14 protein-coding genes and 1 pseudogene are annotated in these 17,665 nt (G+C 71.5%); 10 read left to right on the top strand and 5 right to left on the bottom strand.

All coding sequences use genetic code 11. From position 1 onward, the window contains the following. The first annotated feature begins 23 nt into the window (after positions 1-23). The 4 genes from AMETH_RS10400 to AMETH_RS10385 all read left to right on the top strand — a co-directional run bounded on the left by AMETH_RS10400 (position 24) and on the right by AMETH_RS10385 (position 7,959). Entirely contained in the window at positions 24-3,980 is a 3,957-nt protein-coding gene (locus tag AMETH_RS10400) for a type VII secretion protein EccC (protein WP_026152993.1), read from the top strand. Positions 3,981-4,102: 122 nt separating this feature from the next. Further along, positions 4,103-5,176, top strand: a complete 1,074-nt coding sequence (locus AMETH_RS10395; RefSeq protein WP_017981387.1) for a hypothetical protein — start codon at positions 4,103-4,105, stop codon at positions 5,174-5,176. 6 nt (positions 5,177-5,182) lie between these two features. Then, positions 5,183-7,270: a hypothetical protein gene (locus tag AMETH_RS10390; protein WP_026152992.1), complete on the top strand. Its 2,088-nt coding sequence runs from the start codon at positions 5,183-5,185 to the stop codon at positions 7,268-7,270. Positions 7,271-7,353: 83 nt separating this feature from the next. After that, positions 7,354-7,959 (top strand): hypothetical protein, encoded by a 606-nt coding sequence (locus tag AMETH_RS10385; protein WP_017981386.1) that lies wholly within the window; start codon positions 7,354-7,356, stop codon positions 7,957-7,959. Positions 7,960-8,296: 337 nt separating this feature from the next. Here AMETH_RS10385 and AMETH_RS10380 read toward each other — a convergent pair whose 3' ends face one another. Both AMETH_RS10380 and AMETH_RS10375 read right to left on the bottom strand, forming a co-directional pair. After that, on the bottom strand, positions 8,297-9,346 hold the full coding sequence (locus tag AMETH_RS10380) for a hypothetical protein (protein WP_017981385.1): 1,050 nt from the start codon (positions 9,344-9,346) through the stop codon (positions 8,297-8,299). Beyond that, positions 9,343-10,542, bottom strand: a complete 1,200-nt coding sequence (locus AMETH_RS10375) for a type VII secretion protein EccE (protein ID WP_223843104.1) — start codon at positions 10,540-10,542, stop codon at positions 9,343-9,345. Before AMETH_RS10375 ends, AMETH_RS10380 begins: the two co-directional genes overlap by 4 nt. A gap of 230 nt (positions 10,543-10,772) precedes the next feature. On the opposite strand from AMETH_RS10375, the gene AMETH_RS10370 reads away from it, so the two are divergent. The 3 genes from AMETH_RS10370 to AMETH_RS10360 all read left to right on the top strand — a co-directional run bounded on the left by AMETH_RS10370 (position 10,773) and on the right by AMETH_RS10360 (position 14,349). Continuing rightward, positions 10,773-11,693 (top strand): sigma-70 family RNA polymerase sigma factor, encoded by a 921-nt coding sequence (locus tag AMETH_RS10370; RefSeq protein WP_017981382.1) that lies wholly within the window; start codon positions 10,773-10,775, stop codon positions 11,691-11,693. A 417-nt stretch (positions 11,694-12,110) separates the two neighbouring features. Beyond that, entirely contained in the window at positions 12,111-12,986 is an 876-nt protein-coding gene (locus tag AMETH_RS10365; protein ID WP_017981380.1) for a 5-oxoprolinase subunit C family protein, read from the top strand. Between the two features lie 931 nt (positions 12,987-13,917). Further along, a complete protein-coding gene (locus AMETH_RS10360) occupies positions 13,918-14,349 on the top strand; it encodes a C40 family peptidase (protein WP_051079391.1) in 432 nt (143 codons plus the stop codon). Here the strand turns inward: AMETH_RS10360 and AMETH_RS10355 are convergent. Next, positions 14,325-14,873, bottom strand: coding sequence for a TetR/AcrR family transcriptional regulator (locus tag AMETH_RS10355; RefSeq protein ID WP_223843103.1), 549 nt, complete (start codon positions 14,871-14,873; stop codon positions 14,325-14,327). The genes AMETH_RS10360 and AMETH_RS10355 overlap by 25 nt on opposite strands. Then, positions 14,870-15,061, bottom strand: a complete 192-nt coding sequence (locus AMETH_RS39100; RefSeq protein WP_209436952.1) for a hypothetical protein — start codon at positions 15,059-15,061, stop codon at positions 14,870-14,872. Before AMETH_RS39100 ends, AMETH_RS10355 begins: the two co-directional genes overlap by 4 nt. On the opposite strand from AMETH_RS39100, the pseudogene AMETH_RS42505 reads away from it, so the two are divergent. From AMETH_RS42505 to AMETH_RS10345, 3 genes and pseudogenes are all read left to right on the top strand, one after another. Continuing rightward, positions 15,008-15,289: pseudogene (locus AMETH_RS42505) on the top strand (Vgb family protein); the annotation flags it as partial. The gene AMETH_RS39100 and the pseudogene AMETH_RS42505 overlap by 54 nt on opposite strands. A 40-nt stretch (positions 15,290-15,329) precedes the next feature. Further along, the gene (locus AMETH_RS39095) at positions 15,330-15,587 is read left to right on the top strand and encodes a virginiamycin B lyase family protein (protein ID WP_017981377.1); all 258 of its coding nucleotides are present in this window, start codon (positions 15,330-15,332) and stop codon (positions 15,585-15,587) included. Between the two features lie 61 nt (positions 15,588-15,648). Then, a complete protein-coding gene (locus AMETH_RS10345; protein WP_017981376.1) occupies positions 15,649-15,969 on the top strand; it encodes a carboxymuconolactone decarboxylase family protein in 321 nt (106 codons plus the stop codon). A gap of 202 nt (positions 15,970-16,171) precedes the next feature. On the opposite strand, the gene AMETH_RS10340 is transcribed toward AMETH_RS10345, so the two are convergent. Next, the gene (locus AMETH_RS10340) at positions 16,172-17,665 is read right to left on the bottom strand and encodes a tripartite tricarboxylate transporter permease (RefSeq protein ID WP_017981375.1); all 1,494 of its coding nucleotides are present in this window, start codon (positions 17,663-17,665) and stop codon (positions 16,172-16,174) included.

Genomic DNA, 17,665 nt, shown 5'->3' with positions numbered 1-17,665 from the left:
GGGCGCTCGGGAGGTTTTCGGTCTTGGGAACGATCATAGTCAAGCGGCCACTCCGGCGGCCCGCGCCTGACCTGCCATCAGGCGACGTGGTGCTCGACCCGCCACCGGAGAACCCGCCGCCCGCGGGCAAGAGCTGGTCGCGGGTGCTGATGATCCTGCCCATGCTCGCCGGCACCGGCGGTATGGCCCTGCTGATCGGCGCGGGGCGGTCCGGTCCGCTGATGTACGTCGCCGGTGGTCTCTACGGCGTCGCGGTGCTCGGCATGATCCTGTTCCAGATCATCAGCCAGGGCGGGCAGGGCGCGAGCAAGCAGGAGATGATCGCCAACCGCCGCCGGTACATGCGACGGCTCTCGCAACTGCGCGCGCAGGTGCGGGACACGATCGACCAGCAACGCAAGGCGATGTTCTACCGCCACCCGGACCCGTCGCGGCTGTGGTCGACGGCGCAGAGCGCGCGCGTGTGGGAACGCCGTCCCGGCGACTGGGACTTCACCGTCATCCGGATCGGTCTCGGCTCGCAGGAGCTGGCCACGCCGCTGGTGCCGCCGGAGACCAAACCGATCGACGAGCTGGAACCGCTGTGCGCGATGGCGCTGCGGAAGTTCGTCACCACCTATTCGACGGTGCCGGACCTGCCGGTCGCGGTCGCGCTGCGCGGGTTCTCGCGCATCTACCTGACCGGCGACGACGACCGCAAACGCGCGATGGCCCGCGCGCTGGTCGCGCAGCTGGGCACCTTCCACGCCCCCGGCGACGTGCTGACCGCGTTCTGCGTGCGCGAGCGGGAGCTGTGGGACTGGGCCAAGTGGCTGCCGCACGCGCTGCACCCGACCAAGACCGACGCGGTCGGCCAGATCCGGCTCGTCGCGCCGAGCGTCACCGCGCTGGAGGCCATGCTCGACGACGTGCTCGCCAATCGGCCGCGCTTCAACCCGGGCACGCAGCCGATCGAGGGCTCCACTCACGTGGTGGTGTTCGTCGACGGCGGCGACACCGGCGGGTCCGAGCACCTGATGATCGAGGGTGGCGTCGAGGGTGTCACGGTCATCGACCTCTCCGGTGAGCCGCCGCGCTTGCTCGACTCGGCCACGCTGGTCCTCGACGTCTCGCCCGAAGGCAACCTCACCAGCCGCACCATGGACGGCGCGGGCAACATCGGCACCGCCGACGGCCTGGACGTCGAGGAGATGCGCGGTCTCGTGCGCACCCTCGCGCCGCTGCGGTTGTCCGCGCTGACCGCGAGCGAGCAGCCGCTGTCCGGTTCGCTGGAGCTGACCGACCTGCTCGGGCTGGGCGACCCGTACGAGTTCGACCTCGCGAAGAGCTGGGAGGCGCGGTCCAACCGGGACCGGCTGCGCGTCCCGATCGGGATCACCGCCGACGGCCGCCCGATGGAGCTGGACCTCAAGGAGTCCGCGCAGGACGGCATGGGCCCGCACGGCCTGCTCGTCGGCGCCACCGGCTCGGGCAAGTCGGAGCTGTTGCGGACGCTGGTGCTGGCGCTGGCCGTCACGCACGACTCGGAGATCCTCAACTTCGTGCTGGTGGACTTCAAGGGTGGCGCCACCTTCACCAAGCTGGACCGGCTGCCGCACACCAGCGCGGTGATCACCAACCTGGCCGACGAGCTGCATTTGGTGGACCGCATGCTCGACGCGATCGGCGGCGAGCTGGTGCGCAGGCAGGAGCTGCTGCGCAAGGCGGGCAACTACGGTTCGCAGCGCGACTACGAGAAGGCCCGCACCGCCGGCGCCCCGCTCGACCCGCTGCCCGCGCTGCTGATCGTGGTCGACGAGTTCTCCGAGTTGCTGACCGCGCGGCCGGACTTCATCGACATGTTCGTCCAGATCGGACGCGTCGGCCGTTCGCTCGGCGTTCACCTGCTCCTCGCTTCGCAGCGACTGGAGGAGGGGAGGCTGCGCGGGCTGGACTCGCACCTGTCCTACCGCATCGCGCTGCGGACGTTCTCCGCGATGGAGAGCCGGGTCGTGCTCGGCACGCCGGACGCGTTCCAGCTGCCCCGCTCCCCCGGCAACGGCTTCCTCAAGACCGGTGTCGACGAGCTGACCCGGTTCAAGGCCGCGTACGTGTCGGGCGTGCACCGGCGCGGCACGATCCAGCGCACCGACGACGAGGGCCGCCAGATCGACCCGGTCCAGGACTACTCGACGGCCTACCTGCGCCCGCGGCTGGCGGAGAAGCCGCTGGAGCAGCCGAAGCCGTCCGAGGCCGACGACCTCGGCGAGACGCTGATGGACGTGCTGGTCGAGCGCCTGGAAGGCCAGGGCGTGCCGGCGCACCAGGTGTGGCTGCCGCCGCTGCAGGAACCGCCCACGATGGACCAGCTGCTCGCCCCACTGGTCACCGACCCGGAACGCGGGCTGACCACCGGGATCCGGGAGCACCGCGGGGCGCTGCGCACCGCCGCCGGCATCATCGACCGCCCCGCCGACCAGCGCCGCGACGTGTGCTGGCTGGACCTGTCCGGCGCGGGCGGCAACGTCGCGATCGTCGGTGGCCCGCACAGCGGTAAGAGCACTGCCGTCCGCGCGGTGATGGCGAGCCTCGCGCTCACCCACACCCCGGCCGAGGTGCAGTTCTTCTGCCTCGACTTCGGCGGTGGCGGTCTCGCCGCGCTGCGGGACCTCGCGCACGTCGGCGGGGTCGCGACCCGGCGGGAAATCGACCGGGTGCGCCGCAGCGTGGCCGAGGCGCGCACGCTGATCGCCGAGCGCGAGCAGCGCTTCGCCGAGCACGGCATCGACAGCATGACGACCTACCGCAAGCTGCTGCGCGAGGGCCGCTTCCCGGAGGACCGCTTCGGCGACCTGTTCCTGGTCGTGGACGGCTGGGGCACGCTGCGGGCCGAGTTCGAGGACCTCGAGGCCGACGTCGCCGAGGTGGTCAACCGCGGGCTGGCCTTCGGCGTGCATGTGGTGGCCGCGGCCAACCGCTGGATGGACATGCGCATGAACCTGCGCGACATGTTCGGCAGCAAGCTCGAACTGCGCCTGGGCGATCCGGTGGACTCGGTGATCGGCCGGCGCCAGGCGGCCGGTGTCCCGGAACAGACCCCTGGCCGCGGTCTCGCACCGGACGGGATGCACTTCCTGTCGGCGGTCCCGCGGGTGGACGGCAAGGAGACCGCGGACGAGCTGGCCGAGGGCATCGCGCACCTGGTGACGTCGGTCAACAGCGCCTGGCCCGGCGAGCCCGCGCCGCGGGTCCGGCTGCTGCCGCCGATGCTGCCCTACACCGCGCTGCCCGCCCCGGACGAGCACGGCATCCCGATCGGCATCTCGGAGGCCGACCTGCAGCCGGTCAGCCTGGACTTCGCGGCCGAACCACACCTGGTGCTGTTCGGTGACGTCGAGTCCGGCAAGAGCACCTTCCTGCGCGCGCTGGCCACCAGCCTGATGGCGCGGTACACGCCCGACCAGGCGCAGATCGCCCTGATCGACTTCCGGCGCAGCCTGCTCGGCCTGATCCCGGACGAGTACTTGATCGGTTATGCGACCTCCAGCGGAACCGTTCAGGAAATGGTGCGTCTGACCGTTGACGCCATGGTCAAGCGACTGCCGGGAGGTGACATCACCCCGGAGCAACTCCGCTCGCGCAGCTGGTGGAGCGGCCCCGAACTGTTCATCCTGGTCGACGACTACGACCTGGTCGCGCCGAACCCGCACGACAACCCGCTCGCGCCGCTGCTGGAATACATGACGCAGGGCCGCGACATCGGCCTGCACCTGGTGGTGACGCGCCGCAGCGGTGGTGCCGCGCGGGCGATGTTCGACCCGGTCATCGCCCGGATCCGGGACCTCGCCTCGCCGGGGATCCTGATGTCGGGCAACCGCGAGGAGGGTCCGCTGCTGGGCAACATCCGGCCGCAGAAGCTGCCCGCGGGCCGCGGCTGGCTGATCACCCGCAGCGGGGGCGCCCGCCTGGTGCAGCTCGCCGAGCTGCCACCGCAGGCTTGAGGAAAGTGATTCACCGGGGTTGACTCGAGGTGGTTGGCTAGGGAAGCGGGGGTCCGCCGACCCCTACCCCCGGTGGGCCCCCGCCACCTGAGCTGGGCTTCACGACGTTTGGGAGGGACATCGTGGCACCGATACCGGACGAACCAGGCAGCGTTCCCACCCCGGACTGGGCTGCCAACGGAGCCGAGCTCGAGCTGGACCCGACGAACTTCCGCAACTACGGCAAGAACATCGCCCAGGTCGGCAAGGAGCTGAGCAGCGACACGATGTCCGCCCAGTCGGCGCTGCAGGGCCCCGGCGGCAAGGACATGCTGATGTCCTCGATGTTCGAGCCGGGCCTGGACATGCAGGCCTTCGCCGACCGCAACGCGCAGGAGATGGGGATGTTCATCCCCGACCTGTACAAGAACGTCACCGCGATCGCGTCCGTCGCGCTGATCATGGGCGAGGTCTTCGAGAAGATGGACGGCAACAACGCGTCGATGGTCGACGCGATCGAGTGGGCCTTCCAGATGGACGGCGCCAAGAAGCCGGGCGACGTCCCGTCCTGGCTGACCGACAAGCACACCATCGCCAAGGACCTCACCCCGCCGCCCGGGACCGGCGTCACCCGGACCGGCAACGACACGATGATCAACCAGATCGTCGTGGGCAACATGACGATCACGACCTACCGCACCGCGGACGGCGGCACCCGCACGGTGCAGGCCAACGGCGGGGTGACCACCGAGTACCTGGACGACAAGAACGGCGTCCGGCAGTACATGATCACCTCGACGAAGGGCGAGGACGAGGACACGACGGTCACGACGCTCTACAGCAACGGCGCCCCGGTCGGCGAGACGCGCCGCACCACGAAGCACGACGTCGACTCCAACCCCAACGTCGTCCACCAGGTCACGACGTCGCAGACCTACGACAAGGACGGGAAGCCGGTCAAATCCGACACCCCGGCGCCGAGTCAGCACGTGGTCACATACAACTTCCAGGACGGCTCACACGCCCGCGACTACTACAGCGAGTCGGTGCAGAAGGACGTCAACGACGTCGACCACGACGGCAACACCGAGGAGAAGGTGCCCGTCAAGACCGACGAGCGGTCGGTCAGCACCCAGCACGACCTGCCGAGCGGCGCCGACTACCGGCAGAACTACGACGAGCTCGAGCAGGCACGACGCGCGGCGGCAGGGGGGTAGACGAGCATGGGCGACGACTACTTCGGGTACGACCTGAGCAAGATCGGCACGGGCGTCGGCGGGGCATACTACGACACCGGGCAGGACGCGCCCCCCGCGGTCTGCAAGAACTACGACTTCTCCGGTGACGGCATCGAATCGCTCTTCCTCGCGGTGGTGAAGGGTGAGCAGCCCGGCACCACGGCCGACCGCGCCCGCCAGTGGGGCAACGTCGAGCTGATGATCCAGACCGTCGCGGACAACCTGCGCGAGCAGACGCAGACGCTGGCCGACCACTGGAAGTCGCCCGGCGCCAAGGACGTCTTCCTCAGCAAGGTCGGTATGACCCTGGGGTACCTGCGGCAGTGGCAGGACGCCGCGCTGCACAACAGCACCGCACTCTACGGCCTGTCGAACACGATGTACGAGGCGCAGGCCCAGATGCAGGCCCTGTACGACGAGTACAAGGCCGAGAAGAAGGACGCGATCGACAACGCGACCCACGACATGGGCGCGTTCTACGAGGCGAAGGTCGGCACCAAGCCGGGCAACGCGCAGGACAAGCTCGAGGCGGGCAACAAGGTCACCAAGCATTACGACCGGGAGGCGCGCAAGCTCGCGGAGAAGATCGCCGGCCAGTACGCGCCCTACATCTACAAGCTGCAGGGCGCGCACGCGCCGAAGCTCGAGGTCCTCAACGCGATCCTGCACCCGGAGGCGACCGGGATGCCGCGCCCACCGGAGCTCAACGCGCCCGGTGCGCCCGGCACTCCGCCCGGCGGGTCGCCGGGTGTTCCCCCGGGAACCGCTCCGGGTGCACCTGACAACGCCCCCACCGCACCCCAGAACGCGCCGAAGCCGCCGGGCGATTCTCCCGCGTTCAACGCGAAGAACGCACCCACGGACACCCCGGCGTTCAACGCCACCGAGACGCCGACAGCGCCTCCCGGGCCGGCGCCGGTCGCGCCGACGCCGCCCGGTCCGCCGCCGACAGCGCCGGCCCCGCCCGGCGGACTGAACACGCCACCGGGGAACGCGCCCGGCATCAACCCGGCTCTGCTGGGCCTCGCCGGCGGTGCGGCTCCGATGCTGAACGCGTTCACCGGCGGCAAGGCGCCGGCCGCGCCCTCGTTCGGTGGCAACGGCACGGCGCCCACCCTGTTCTCCGGCAAGGCGCCGAACAACGTCCCGTCGACGCTTGGCCTGAACACCACGTCGACGCCGAGCCCGGGCGCCGGTCCGGGTACCCCGCCGTCGTTCAAGCAGGGCAACAGCCTCTACCCACCGGGCACGATCACACCGCCACCGGGCGGTCAGATGCCGCAGCAACCGCAGGCGAAGGAGCCGGGCGGCAACCAGCCCGGCGCGCCCACGTTCACCACCTCGCTGCCCTTCGACGAGCACCTGAGCCTCGAAGCGAGTTCGGAGTTCCGGCAGGCCATGCAGTCGGCGCCGTCGGTGCCGCCGGGCGGGCAGTCGCCGAACGGCCAGGCCGTGCAGGCGGGGCGACGTCCCGGTGCGCCGCTGAAGAGCGACCTGACCGAGCAGCCGCCCGCCTTCCAGCCGCCGCCGTCGACCGCGCCGGTGCTGAACAACGACCCGAAGCGCGCCAACCGCGGTGGCAGCGCGAAGGAAGCGCCCACCGGAACGCGCGAAGGCCTGCCGCCGGGTGTCGGTGCGCCGCCGGTGCTGTCCAACCCGCACCGCAAGGCGCCGAGCAAGACGTTCAGCGAGTGGATGGCCGAGCGCAAACGCCGGAAGACGCAGGGCGGCAGCCGGAAGCAGTCGGAGTTCGTCGCGAACCTGCCGATGAGCACGACGTCGGTGTTCGACGGGCGGTACTCCGCGCAGGAGTACGTCGCCGGGCCGTCCGGAGAGGTTCCGAACGTGCTGCGGGCACCCACGCCCGTGGTCGCGGCTCCGGACCGGCACGCGAAGCCGGTCGTGCAGGCGGACCGCGCGAAGCGCGTCGTCCGCAAGGACGAGAAGGCTCCGGTCACCGACCAGACGGCGTTCGAGGTCGAGACGCAGGGTGGTTCGGTCGTCACCGGCGGGCAGCAGGAACCGCAGGGCTACCGCAGGCCGGAACCATCCGCATTGGACGGACGGAACTGATCCGCTTTCCGGCGCGTCGGATCCACAGATAACGCGTTCACGTTCGAAGTGGACAGACACCGGAAAGCGAGTGGTACCTCCCCATGAAGAAAACCCGTCTCATCGTGCTCCCGATCCTGGCTTCCGCGGCGCTGGCGCTGTCGGCCTGCGGTGGGGGCGAGGAGCCGAGCAGCCCGGCCACCACCACCGCGGCCTCGTCGTCGTCGGCGGCGCCGAGCTCGTCGGCGCAGGCGGCGCCCGCCGGCGCGGTCGAGAAGACCGCCCCGGGCACCAAGCTCAAAGTCGGCGACCGCGCGGTCATCTCGTGGGACAAGGGCGCCGCGGCGGTCACCGTCACCGCGGTCGAAGCCGGTGACAAGGCCGCGATGGAGCAGCAGTACGGCGACCGCGCCAAGGGGCTGACGCCGTACTACATCCGGTACACCGTCGAGAACGTCGACGGCGCGGACCACGCCTTCGCCTCGTCGCCGAACTTCGGCCTCGCCATGGCCGACGGCGGCCCGACCGGCGTGGTGATCACCGGCGAGCTGGGCAGCTGCACCGACGACGGCGCCCCGAAGGACTTCACGACGGCGGGCGCCAAGTACGAGGCCTGCGATCTGTCCGCCACGCAGGACGGCGCACAGATCGCCGGAGCCGAATTCGACGACGACGAATACAGCGACGCCCCTCTGGTCTGGACCAAGTAGCAAGGTCCCCGCAGCGCGGCTCGCACTCTCCTGGGGTGGAGTGCGGCCGCACTGCATTGCCCGGGGAGTTCGGCCCGGCCGCGACCCGGCGACGAAACAGCAGCGACCACCCAACCAGACCTCCCCCGCCCCCGACCCACAGCAGATCTTTAGTCGCCGACCGGGGTTGTCAAGGCACGCTTCCCCGCCTTGACAACCCCGGTCGGCGACTGAAACACAATCGGGGGCGGGGGCGGTCGGCACCCAGACACAAGGGGCCGGGCGGGGAAGGCCGCACTTGGCCACAAGGGACCGGGCGGGGAAGACCGGCAGGCGGGTCGGCCTTCCCCGCCCGGAGTCAGTACCGCCCGGGCCGTCCCAGGCGCGCTCGCTCGGCAGGCGCCGGGTCCACCCACACGTAGTGGTTGGTCTCCCCCGCCAGCACGGCCAGCATGTCGTCGCGCAACATCTGCAACTGCTGGGTCGTCCGCTGGGCCAGCCGGAGCGCCGGCGCGAGCAGCGACGCCTCGTTGGGCGTGAGCCGCTGCATGAGCACCAGGTCCGAGCCCGGCACGGCCCCCACCCGGTCGGGCGTGAGCCGCCGGTGCAGCAGCACCCGCGTCTGCCACGCCTCCGGCTCGCTCTGCGACTGGGGCGCGTCGTGCAGGCACAGCACGGGCGCGTCGGCGCTGGCGGTGACCGCGGGCGGCGAACCCGGCGCCACCACGGCGACCCGGTCGGTGCGGCCGGTCGCCGACTGTCCGAGCTGGACCCAGTCCGCCGGGTGCTGCGAGAACACCAGCAGCCGCGCGCCGGCCCGCAACGCGCGGTACGCCATCAGCCGCGCCGCCCAGGCGCCGCCGATCAGGCTCACCGACACCGGCTCCGGGCGGAACAATGTCAGCGCCACCGGAAACCCGTTCTGGTCCCGCCCGAGCGGCAGCCCCACCGAGGACGCGGACACCTGGAGCAACTCCAGTGCGGAGTCGGACGCGTGGTGCGCGCCGATGCGCAGCCGCGGGATCGAGCGGTGCCGCCGGGTGCGCCAGTCGCGGTGCTCGCGCGCCGCGCCCGCGGCGGGGCCGGGACCGGGCGGTTGCGGCGGCATCGGCGTCGGCACGCCGACGGCCAGCGCGGGGCGGGCGACCTCGACCGTCGTCGCGGCAGCCGCCTCGGCCGAGCCGGCCTGCTGGGTCTGCGGCGCCGGGGCAGCCACGTTGACGACGGCGGGCGCCTGCGGCATCGCGGGCGCCCCGAGCACCGCCTGACCGGGCGGCATGTGCTGGTGCTGTTGTTGCTGCTGCTGCGCGGGCGGCGGCCCCGGCTGGGCCTGCGCCGGCGGCATGGGCCGCGGCATCGCCTGTGCCGGCGGCTGCGGCCGCGACGGTGGGTACTGTCCGGCGTTCATCGTGCACCTCCCCCGCTCGGTGCCGAAGCATACACGGCCGGGCCGTGCTGACCGTCCAAACGCGACACCCGGGCGCCGTTGCGCCCGGCCAGCGTCTTCACCAGGTCGCACACCTGCGGATACCGCTGCGCCGTCGCGGCGACCCGGACCAGGCAGCGCAGCGTGGTCCCGTCGAACGACGGCTCCAGCAGCAGCGCGATGCTGACCAGATCCGCGGGCAGCTCGGCCAGCGCGGCGAGCAGCCCGGTGCCGCGGTCGGGGTCCGGCCAGGACTGGATCCAGAAGCACCCGTGGGTCAGGCGCGTGGAGTGCCACGACTCCCAGGCCTCGTGCACCCGCGCCGGGCCACCGCCGGGCAGCAGGTCGCAGGAGCGGGCGAGCGCGTCGACGACCTCGTCCGCGGTCAGCATCCGCGCCCGCAGCCCGCGCCGGCGCAGCACGCGCTCGGCACGGCGGGTGATCTCGGCCAGCACGGCGGGCACGTCTAGGCGCCCGCCCGGCGAATCGATCATCGACTCGGCGACGGCCCGCGCGTCCAGGCGCACCGCGACCCACAGGGCACGGTCACGCGTCCCGGGCTCGCGGCCGGGCACGGAGTGCGTGACGACCTGCATCACCACGCCGGCCTGCTCGGCCTCGGCGGCGGTGCGGGCCAGCGCGGCCAGCGGCACCGGCGGGGTCGCCACGTCCGCGCCGCCGGACACCTCGAGCACGGCGAACCAGCCCGCCTCGTCACTGCCCATGCCGAGCCTGGTCTCCCCCGGCCCGTCGATGTCCTCGACGACGAGGTCCGGCGCCAGCTCGCACAGCGCGGTCAGCCGCGGGTCGTCCCGCTTCTCCCCCGAAGTGCCGCGGCGCGACCGGAAACCCATCCACAGCATCAGGCTCTCGGTCCACCAGCGGCCCTTCGAGCGGCCGAACATCCCGACGATCACCGCGAGCCCGATCACGCCCGCGGCGACCAGCGCCCACAGTTCCTGCACGCCGACCGCGGCGACGACCACGAGCACGATCTCGAACGCCAGCAGCCGGGCGAGGCTCACCACACCGAGCCGCCCGCGGCCGCGCACGGGCCGGAACCACGCCTGCCCTCTGGCCTGGGCGCGCAGCTCGGCGGAGCCGCCGCCGCGCGCGTCGAACTGCGCGGCTGCGTGCGGCTGCTGGCCAGTCGTGATCACCTGCGGAGCCCCTTCCACCAGCCAACGATATCCCCGGACCCGGCCGTGATCACCCGGCGAAAATCCGCGGTGCGCACGGCGGTCCCGTAGCCGACCCGCACCGTACCGCACTCCGGCGCGACCGGGTTTCCCATGACCTGGCCTTTTCCGCTTCGACGCACGTCGCCCGGCTGTCGGTTCCGTGCCAGCGCGTTCGGCCACTCTGTCAGGCGTAGCAGACTCCCCTGGCTTGTCGGAGGCAACGGCAGGTGACCCCACCGCTCTTCGAGCCGGCCGATCCGGTCCGCGCGTACCTCACCGGCATCAGCCGCGCCGGCCTCCTGACCATCGAGGAGGAGGTCACGCTCGCCAAACGGATCGAGGCCGGGCTCTACGCCCAGCACCTGCTCGCGACCACGCGGGTGCTCGATCCGCAGCGGCGCGCCGACCTGCTCACGATCGCCGAGGAAGGCCGGGAGGCGAAGAACCGGCTGCTGGAGGCGAACCTGCGGCTGGTGGTGAGCATCGCGAAGCGCTACACCGGCCGCGGCATGTCGCTGCTGGACCTCATCCAGGAGGGCAACCTCGGGCTGATCCGCGCCGTGGAGAAGTACGACTACACGCCCGGCTTCAAGTTCTCCACCTACGCGACGTGGTGGATCCGGCAGGCGATCAGCCGCGCGCTGGCCGACCAGTCCCGCACCATCCGCATCCCGGTGCACCTGGCCGAACAGGTCAACCGCGTGCTCGCCGCGCGCCGCGAACTGGCCGCGCGACTGGGCCGGGAGCCGGGCCACGAGGACATCGCCGCCGAGCTGAGCCTGACGCCGTTCCAGGTGATCGAGCTGCTCTCCTACAACGAAGAGCCGATCAGCCTCGACCAGACGGTCGGCACGGACGGCAGCAGCGTGCTCGCGGACCTGTTGTGCCACCCGGACCGGCCCGGCGTGCCCGCGTCCTACCACGTGCTGCGCCGGGAGATCGACGAGCTGCTGTCCACGCTGAAACCACGGGAGCAGCAGGTGATCCGGCTGCGCTGCGGTCTGGACGACGGCCGTCAGCGCACGCTCGAGGAGGTCGGCCGCGAGCTGGGCGTGACGCGCGAGCGGATCCGCCAGATCGAGCGGCGGACGCTGGGCAAGCTGCGGGAGGAATCGCGCACCGCGCGGCTGCATGCCTACGTCTCCTGAGTCCCTCGTGGACAACCGCAGCCCCGCCGTGGTCGCGCCGTACCGGACCTTCTGACCTGCGGTTTCGATCTTCGCGGGCGGTCAGGCGGGTGCGCTCGATCCGCCAGCGCCGCGGCGCACACTCGATTGGGTAACGACCATCGAGGGGGAAGATGGGCAGGCTGACCATGGCTGAGACGAGCACCCTCTGCCGGACATGCGGGGACTCGGGTGGCTGGATCCTGGAGACCGACGTCGATCCCGTGACCGGTCTGATCACTTCGCGCGAGGTGCCGTGCCCCCGGTGCAGGCCGGCCTCACGGAGGCAGGACGACCTCTTCGGTTTTTGACGTTTCGGGTTCATCTGTCACAGATTCCTCTTGCAGGATCGTTCAACAATCTGTACGGTCACGGCACCCGAAACGAATCGGAGTTGTCATGGCCGCCGTGCTCGAGGTCGTCGACAGCGGTCCGTTGTCGACCGTGCAGGACCTGGGCCGGCCCGGGTACGCCGACATCGGCGTGACGGAGTCCGGCGCCGCTGACCGGGCCTCGCTGCGGTTGGCGAACCGCTTGGCGGGCAACGACGAAGGCGCCGCCGGGATCGAGGTGACCTTCGGCGGCTTCGCGGCGCGCGCGACCACCGAGGTGACGATCGCGGTGGCCGGCGCGCCGTGCCCGATCACGATCGACCGCATGGGGGCGCCGATGAACGCGGCGCTGCGGGTCCCGGTTGGGTCCGAGTTCCGGCTGGGCTGGCCGGCCACCGGGTTGCGCAGTTACGTGGCCGTGCGGGGTGGCATCGCGGTGGAGCCGGTGCTCGGCTCCCGGGCGACCGACCTGTTGTCCGGCTTGGGCCCGGACCCGTTGCGGCGCGGGGTGTTGCTGCCGATCGGGGCGGCTGCCGCGCCGCCGCTGCCGCGGCGCTTCACGCCGGTCGCGGCGCCCCCGTCGGACGAACTGGCGCTGCGGATCCTGCCCGGGCCGCGGGACGACTGGTTCACGGAGTCGGCGTTGCGGACGCTGCTGGCCCAGCCGTACGCGGTGACGTCGGAGAGCAACCGGATCGGAATTCGGCTGGAGGGCCCGGCGCTGCCGCGGGCGCGGCACGGCGAGCTGGTGACCGAGGGCATGGTGACCGGGGCGCTGCAGGTGCCGCCGTCCGGGAAGCCGACGCTCTTTCTGGCGGACCACCCGGTGACCGGCGGCTACCCGGTGATCGCGGTGGTGGTCACGGAGGACGTCGACAAGGCGGCACAAGCGCGGCCGGGGTTGCAGGTGCGGTTCGACCTGGCGGAGCCGGCGCGGGTTTGAGCGGCCGGTGGCCGGGGGTGGGCTTTGTAGCCAGGTGGGTTTGCGCCGTGGCCGGCACGGGTTCGCGCGGTCGGCAGCCGGGGTCGACTCTTGCCAGGCGGGCTCGGTTGGCGCCATGCCCAGCGCGGGTTCACGCGCGCGGCTGCCGGCGCGGGCCGGGTGCGTAGGCGCGGGTTCGTCTTTGCTGCCGGTTCGCACGGTCGGCAGCCGGGGTCGGCTCTTGCCAGGCGGGCTCGGTTGGCGCCATGCCCAGCGCGGGTTCACGCGCGCGGCTGCCGGCACGGTGCGCGACTGTGGGCGCGGGGCGGGTGCGTAGGCGCGGGCCGGGTGCGTAGGCGCGGGTTCGTCTTCGCCAGCGCCGGTTTGCGAGACCGCCGCGCGGGACGCGCGGCTCTGGGCACCGGTTCGTCCGTGCGGCGCCGGGTTGCACGGCCGCCCGCGCCGGTTCACGCCGCTGCCGTCCCAGTCCACGCCCTTACGGGTCGCCTTCGCGTGTGCGGGTTTGCGCGGCCCCGGCGCGGGCGCGCGGTAGGCACAGGCTCACCCTTGCCAGCGCCGGTTTGCACAGTCGCTCACGCCGGTTCGTCACCGCTGGGACACTCGTCCCTTCGCGACAGGACCATCCGCACGACCATCAGTGGGCCACCGGCCTTGCGCCTCGACCGAGCGCCGGGGCACGCACACGTGGCAAGCCGCCAGCACCGGAAGTGAAACCCCTGCAACGACTCGTAGACGCGCGTACACCTGCGAAACCCGCAAGGCGATGGTGTTTTAATTCACCATTCCGGGTGTATACCGTTTCGTGACCGGAGCCCTGGGAATTCGGTCGCTGGTTCTGCCCCCGGCCGGTGGGTCAGTTCCGGAAAGAAGAACCGAAATGCCTTCAACGACTGAAGGAGGGGTTCATACCGTGCCCACTCGAATACGCAGGATGATCGCCATTCCGATCACCTGCGCCATCGCGACCGCCGCCCTGCTGGGGTTCACCGCGCCGGTCGGCGCGACCCAGCTGTCCACCGGCGATCGCATCGTGAACGCGGCCGCTGCGCAGGCCGGGACGCCCTACCGATCGGGCGGCGAGACACCCGGCGGCTTCGACTGCTCCGGCCTGACGCAGTACGCCCACAAGCAGGTCGGGATCGATCTGCCGCGCACCGCCCGCGACCAGCGAGCCGCCGTGCGCAGCGTGTCCAAGTCGGACGTGCGACCCGGTGACCTGGTGTTCTTCTCCACCGGTGGCAGCGTGTACCACGTGGGGATCTACGCCGGGAACAACAAGATCTGGGCCGCCCCCGAATCCGGCGACACGGTCCGGCTGCAGAACATCTGGACCAGTTCCTACTCCGTCGGACGGGCCTGGTAACCGGGCCCACCGATAACCGGCAAAGCCGAGCAGGCCGCGTCCCGCGCGGCCTGCTCGGCCATTTCCACCCGCGGCGGTTCACCCATCAGGACGAGCCGGTGGTAAAGCGGCGCCGTCGCGGCCACCAGCAACCGGTGCGCCTCCACCTCACCCGCGATTTCGCCACGCCGCTGAGCACGCGAGACGACAACCTCGCACCGCCGGTACCGGTCCCGCCAGAACCCTGGCAACGCCTCCGCTGCCTGAGCGGACCGGAACGACGCCGCGATCAGCGCCCGCGTCACCGACGTCTCGTCCCGCAACGACTCGAAAACCTCCTGGTTGAGCGCGATGAGGTCGCCGACGAGCGAACCCGTGTCGGCCGGGACCCACTCGTCCCCCGCGGCCGCGTCGAACACGTCCAACAGCAATCCGCCCACGTCCCGCCACCGCCGGTAGACCGTGGCCCGGTGCACACCCGAACGCTCCGCCACCGCGTCGATGCTCAGCCCGTCGTACCCGGCCTCCACCAGCAGGGACGTCACGGCGTCGAGCACAAGCGCGCGGGTGCGGGCAGTGCGACCGCCGGGCCGGACGGCGCCGTGTGGGTCACCCTCATCCACAGTGGACAGATCGCGCGGATCTCCGGCGGCACCAGGGTTTTCGACCTCGGCCCCGGCTGCGCGCCCGCGGTCATCACCTCGGGCCCGGACGGCGCGCTCTGGTCAGCCACCTGCACGACCACCGCATCGGCCGGATCGCCACCGACGGCACGGCGACCTCCGTCGCACTGCCGCCGGAGTGCGGGCCGTACGGGATCACCGCGGGCCCGGACGGCGCGATGTGGTTCACCGAGATGAACACCGACCGCGTGGGCCGCCTCGACGACGGCGCCATCGAGGAATTCCCCCTTGGCGTCAAGGGTTCCCATCCATCCACAATAGTCTCCGGACCGGACGGCGCGCTGTGGGTGACGCTCAACCAGGCGAACACGATCACGCGTGTCACCACCGGAGGGCGCGGTCACCCACTTCGCCCTGCCCACCGAGAAGGCCGCGCCGGTCGGCATCACCGCGGACGACCAGGCGGTGTGGTTCGTCGAGATCGGCGCCGGGCAGGTCGGCCGCGTCACGCCGGACGGCGAGGTCACCGAATTCCCGCTGCCGACAGCGGGCTCCGAACCCCACGGCCTGGCCGTCCCGGACGACGAGGTGTGGGTCGCGCTCGAGACCGGCAAGGTGGCCACTCTGCGCCCGTAGCACCTCACATACGCGGCCGCCGCGTCGCCGGACTTCCAGCAACCATCGAGAAAGGAAGCCGATGACGACTCTTCGCTCGCGCCTGCCCGACCCCGCCCGCTACATCCCCGAAGTGGGCACGATCGCCGGCGCCACCCAGCAGGCCATCCACAACGGGGCCGTCCCGGACACCACCATCCACCTGGTGCAACTGCGCGCCGGCCAGCTCGGCGGCAGCACCTACCAAACCGTCCGGCAAACCGCCGAGCTGCGCAAAGCCGGGGAAACCGAGGAGCGCATCACCGCTGTGGCGTCGTGGCGGAACGCGCCGTACTTCACCGACGCGGAGCGGGTCGCGCTGGAGCTGACCGTGGCCGTGCTCACCCCGAACCCGTCCGGGTAGCGCGTTCCCGACGAACTGTTCGCCAGGGCGGCCGCCCACTACGACGAGCGGGAACTGTGAACGCTCACCCTGGTGATCGCCCAGATCTGCTTCTTCGTCCCGGTCGCGCTCATCGCCAAACCGATTCCCGGCGCCGCACCAGACGAGAACTACAGCTGAACACGAGGGAGGGCGGCCGCCCCGCGGCCGCCCTCCCTTGAACTCACACGTTCACCGGTTCGCGGCGGCGCACCAGCTTCCGCACCAGCGGCCACGCCAGCAGCACCGCGACCAGCACGTACACGCCGATCGCGAGCGGCGAGTTCACCAGCCCGGTCAGGTCGCCGTCGCTGATCTGCAGCGCCCGCCGCATCTGCTGCTCCGCGGCGGGGCCGAGGATGACCCCGATGATCGCCGGCAGCACGGGCAACCCGAAGCGCCGCATGGCGAACCCGATCACGCCGATCACGTACAGCAGGACCAGGTCGATCACCGAGCCGCTGACCGCGTAGGCCCCGACGCTGGCGAAGAACAGGATCCCGGCGTACAGGTAGGGCCGCGGGATCCGCAGCAGCTTCGCCCACACCGGCGCCATCGGCAGGTTGATCAGCAGCAACAGCACCAGCCCGATGAACAGGCTCGCGATCAGCGTCCACACCAGCGCGGATTCGCGCTGGAACAGCAGCGGCCCCGGCTGGATGCCGTACTGCTGGAACGCCGCCAGCATCACCGCGGCGACCGCCGTGGTCGGCAGGCCCAGCGTCAGCATCGACACCAGCGTGCCCGCCGCCGACGCGCTCGCCGTCGACTCCGGCCCGGCGACGCCCTCGATGGCGCCCTTGCCGAACTCGTCCTGCCTGCGGGACAAGCGCTTCTCGGTCACGTACGACAGGAACGTCGGGATCTCCGCGCCACCGGCGGGGATCGCGCCGAACGGGAACCCGATCACCGGCCCGCGCAGCCACGGCTTCCACGTCCGCCGCAGGTCCGACCGGGACAGCCAGGGCCGCCCGACCGGGATCGCCTCGGCCTGGTTGCGCCGCAGGTGCGCGGCCACCCACAGCGACTCGCCGACGGCGAACAGGCCGACCGCGACGATCACCACGTCGATGCCGTCCGCCAGGTGCAGCGCGCCGAACGTCAGCCGCGACTGGCCGGTCATCTCGTCGAGCCCGACCAGGCCGATCGTCAGCCCGATCAGCAGCGAGGCGTACCCGCGGACGCGAGACTTGCCCAGCACCGAGGTCACCGCGACGAACGACAACACCATGATCGCGAAGTAGTCCGGCGCCCCGATGTCCACGGCGAGATCGGCGATCACCGGCGCGAGAAGCACCAGCGCGACCGTGCCGATGATGCCGCCGGTGAAGTGCCCGATCGCCGCCGCGGCCAGCGCCTGCGGGCCGCGGCCCCGCCGTGCCATGGGATTGCCCTCGATCGCGGTAACCACCGCCGCGCTCTCCCCCGGCGTGTTCAGCAGGATCGACGTCGTCGAGCCGCCGAACATGCCGCCGTAGTAGATGCCGGCGAACATGATGAACGCCGCGGTCGGGTCGAGGCCGTAGGTCACCGGCAGCAGCAGCGCCACCGCCATCGCCGGGCCGATGCCCGGCAGCACGCCGATCGCGGTGCCCAGCAGGACACCGGTCGCGGCGAACATCAGGTGCGACGGGGTCAGCGCGGTGGCGAAGCCCGCCCACAGGTTGGACAGGTCCAT

It is taken from the genome of Amycolatopsis methanolica 239 (assembly GCF_000739085.1).
GTDB lineage: Bacteria > Actinomycetota > Actinomycetes > Mycobacteriales > Pseudonocardiaceae > Amycolatopsis_E > Amycolatopsis_E methanolica.
Note: the sequence above shows the minus strand (reverse complement) of the source record. Positions and strands in the feature narration are given on the sequence as shown.

What these genes read in the sequence shown, in the direction of transcription:
- AMETH_RS10380 (WP_017981385.1), bottom strand. Translation starts at nt 9,346, where the DNA reads ATGAACGCCGGACAGTACCCACCGTCGCGGCCGCAGCCGCCGGCACAG.
- AMETH_RS10360 (WP_051079391.1), top strand. Translation starts at nt 13,918, where the DNA reads ATGATCGCCATTCCGATCACCTGCGCCATCGCGACCGCCGCCCTGCTG.
- AMETH_RS10365 (WP_017981380.1), top strand. Translation starts at nt 12,111, where the DNA reads ATGGCCGCCGTGCTCGAGGTCGTCGACAGCGGTCCGTTGTCGACCGTG.
- AMETH_RS10345 (WP_017981376.1), top strand. Translation starts at nt 15,649, where the DNA reads ATGACGACTCTTCGCTCGCGCCTGCCCGACCCCGCCCGCTACATCCCC.
- AMETH_RS10385 (WP_017981386.1), top strand. Translation starts at nt 7,354, where the DNA reads ATGAAGAAAACCCGTCTCATCGTGCTCCCGATCCTGGCTTCCGCGGCG.
- AMETH_RS10340 (WP_017981375.1), bottom strand. Translation starts at nt 17,665, where the DNA reads ATGGACCTGTCCAACCTGTGGGCGGGCTTCGCCACCGCGCTGACCCCG.
- AMETH_RS10390 (WP_026152992.1), top strand. Translation starts at nt 5,183, where the DNA reads ATGGGCGACGACTACTTCGGGTACGACCTGAGCAAGATCGGCACGGGC.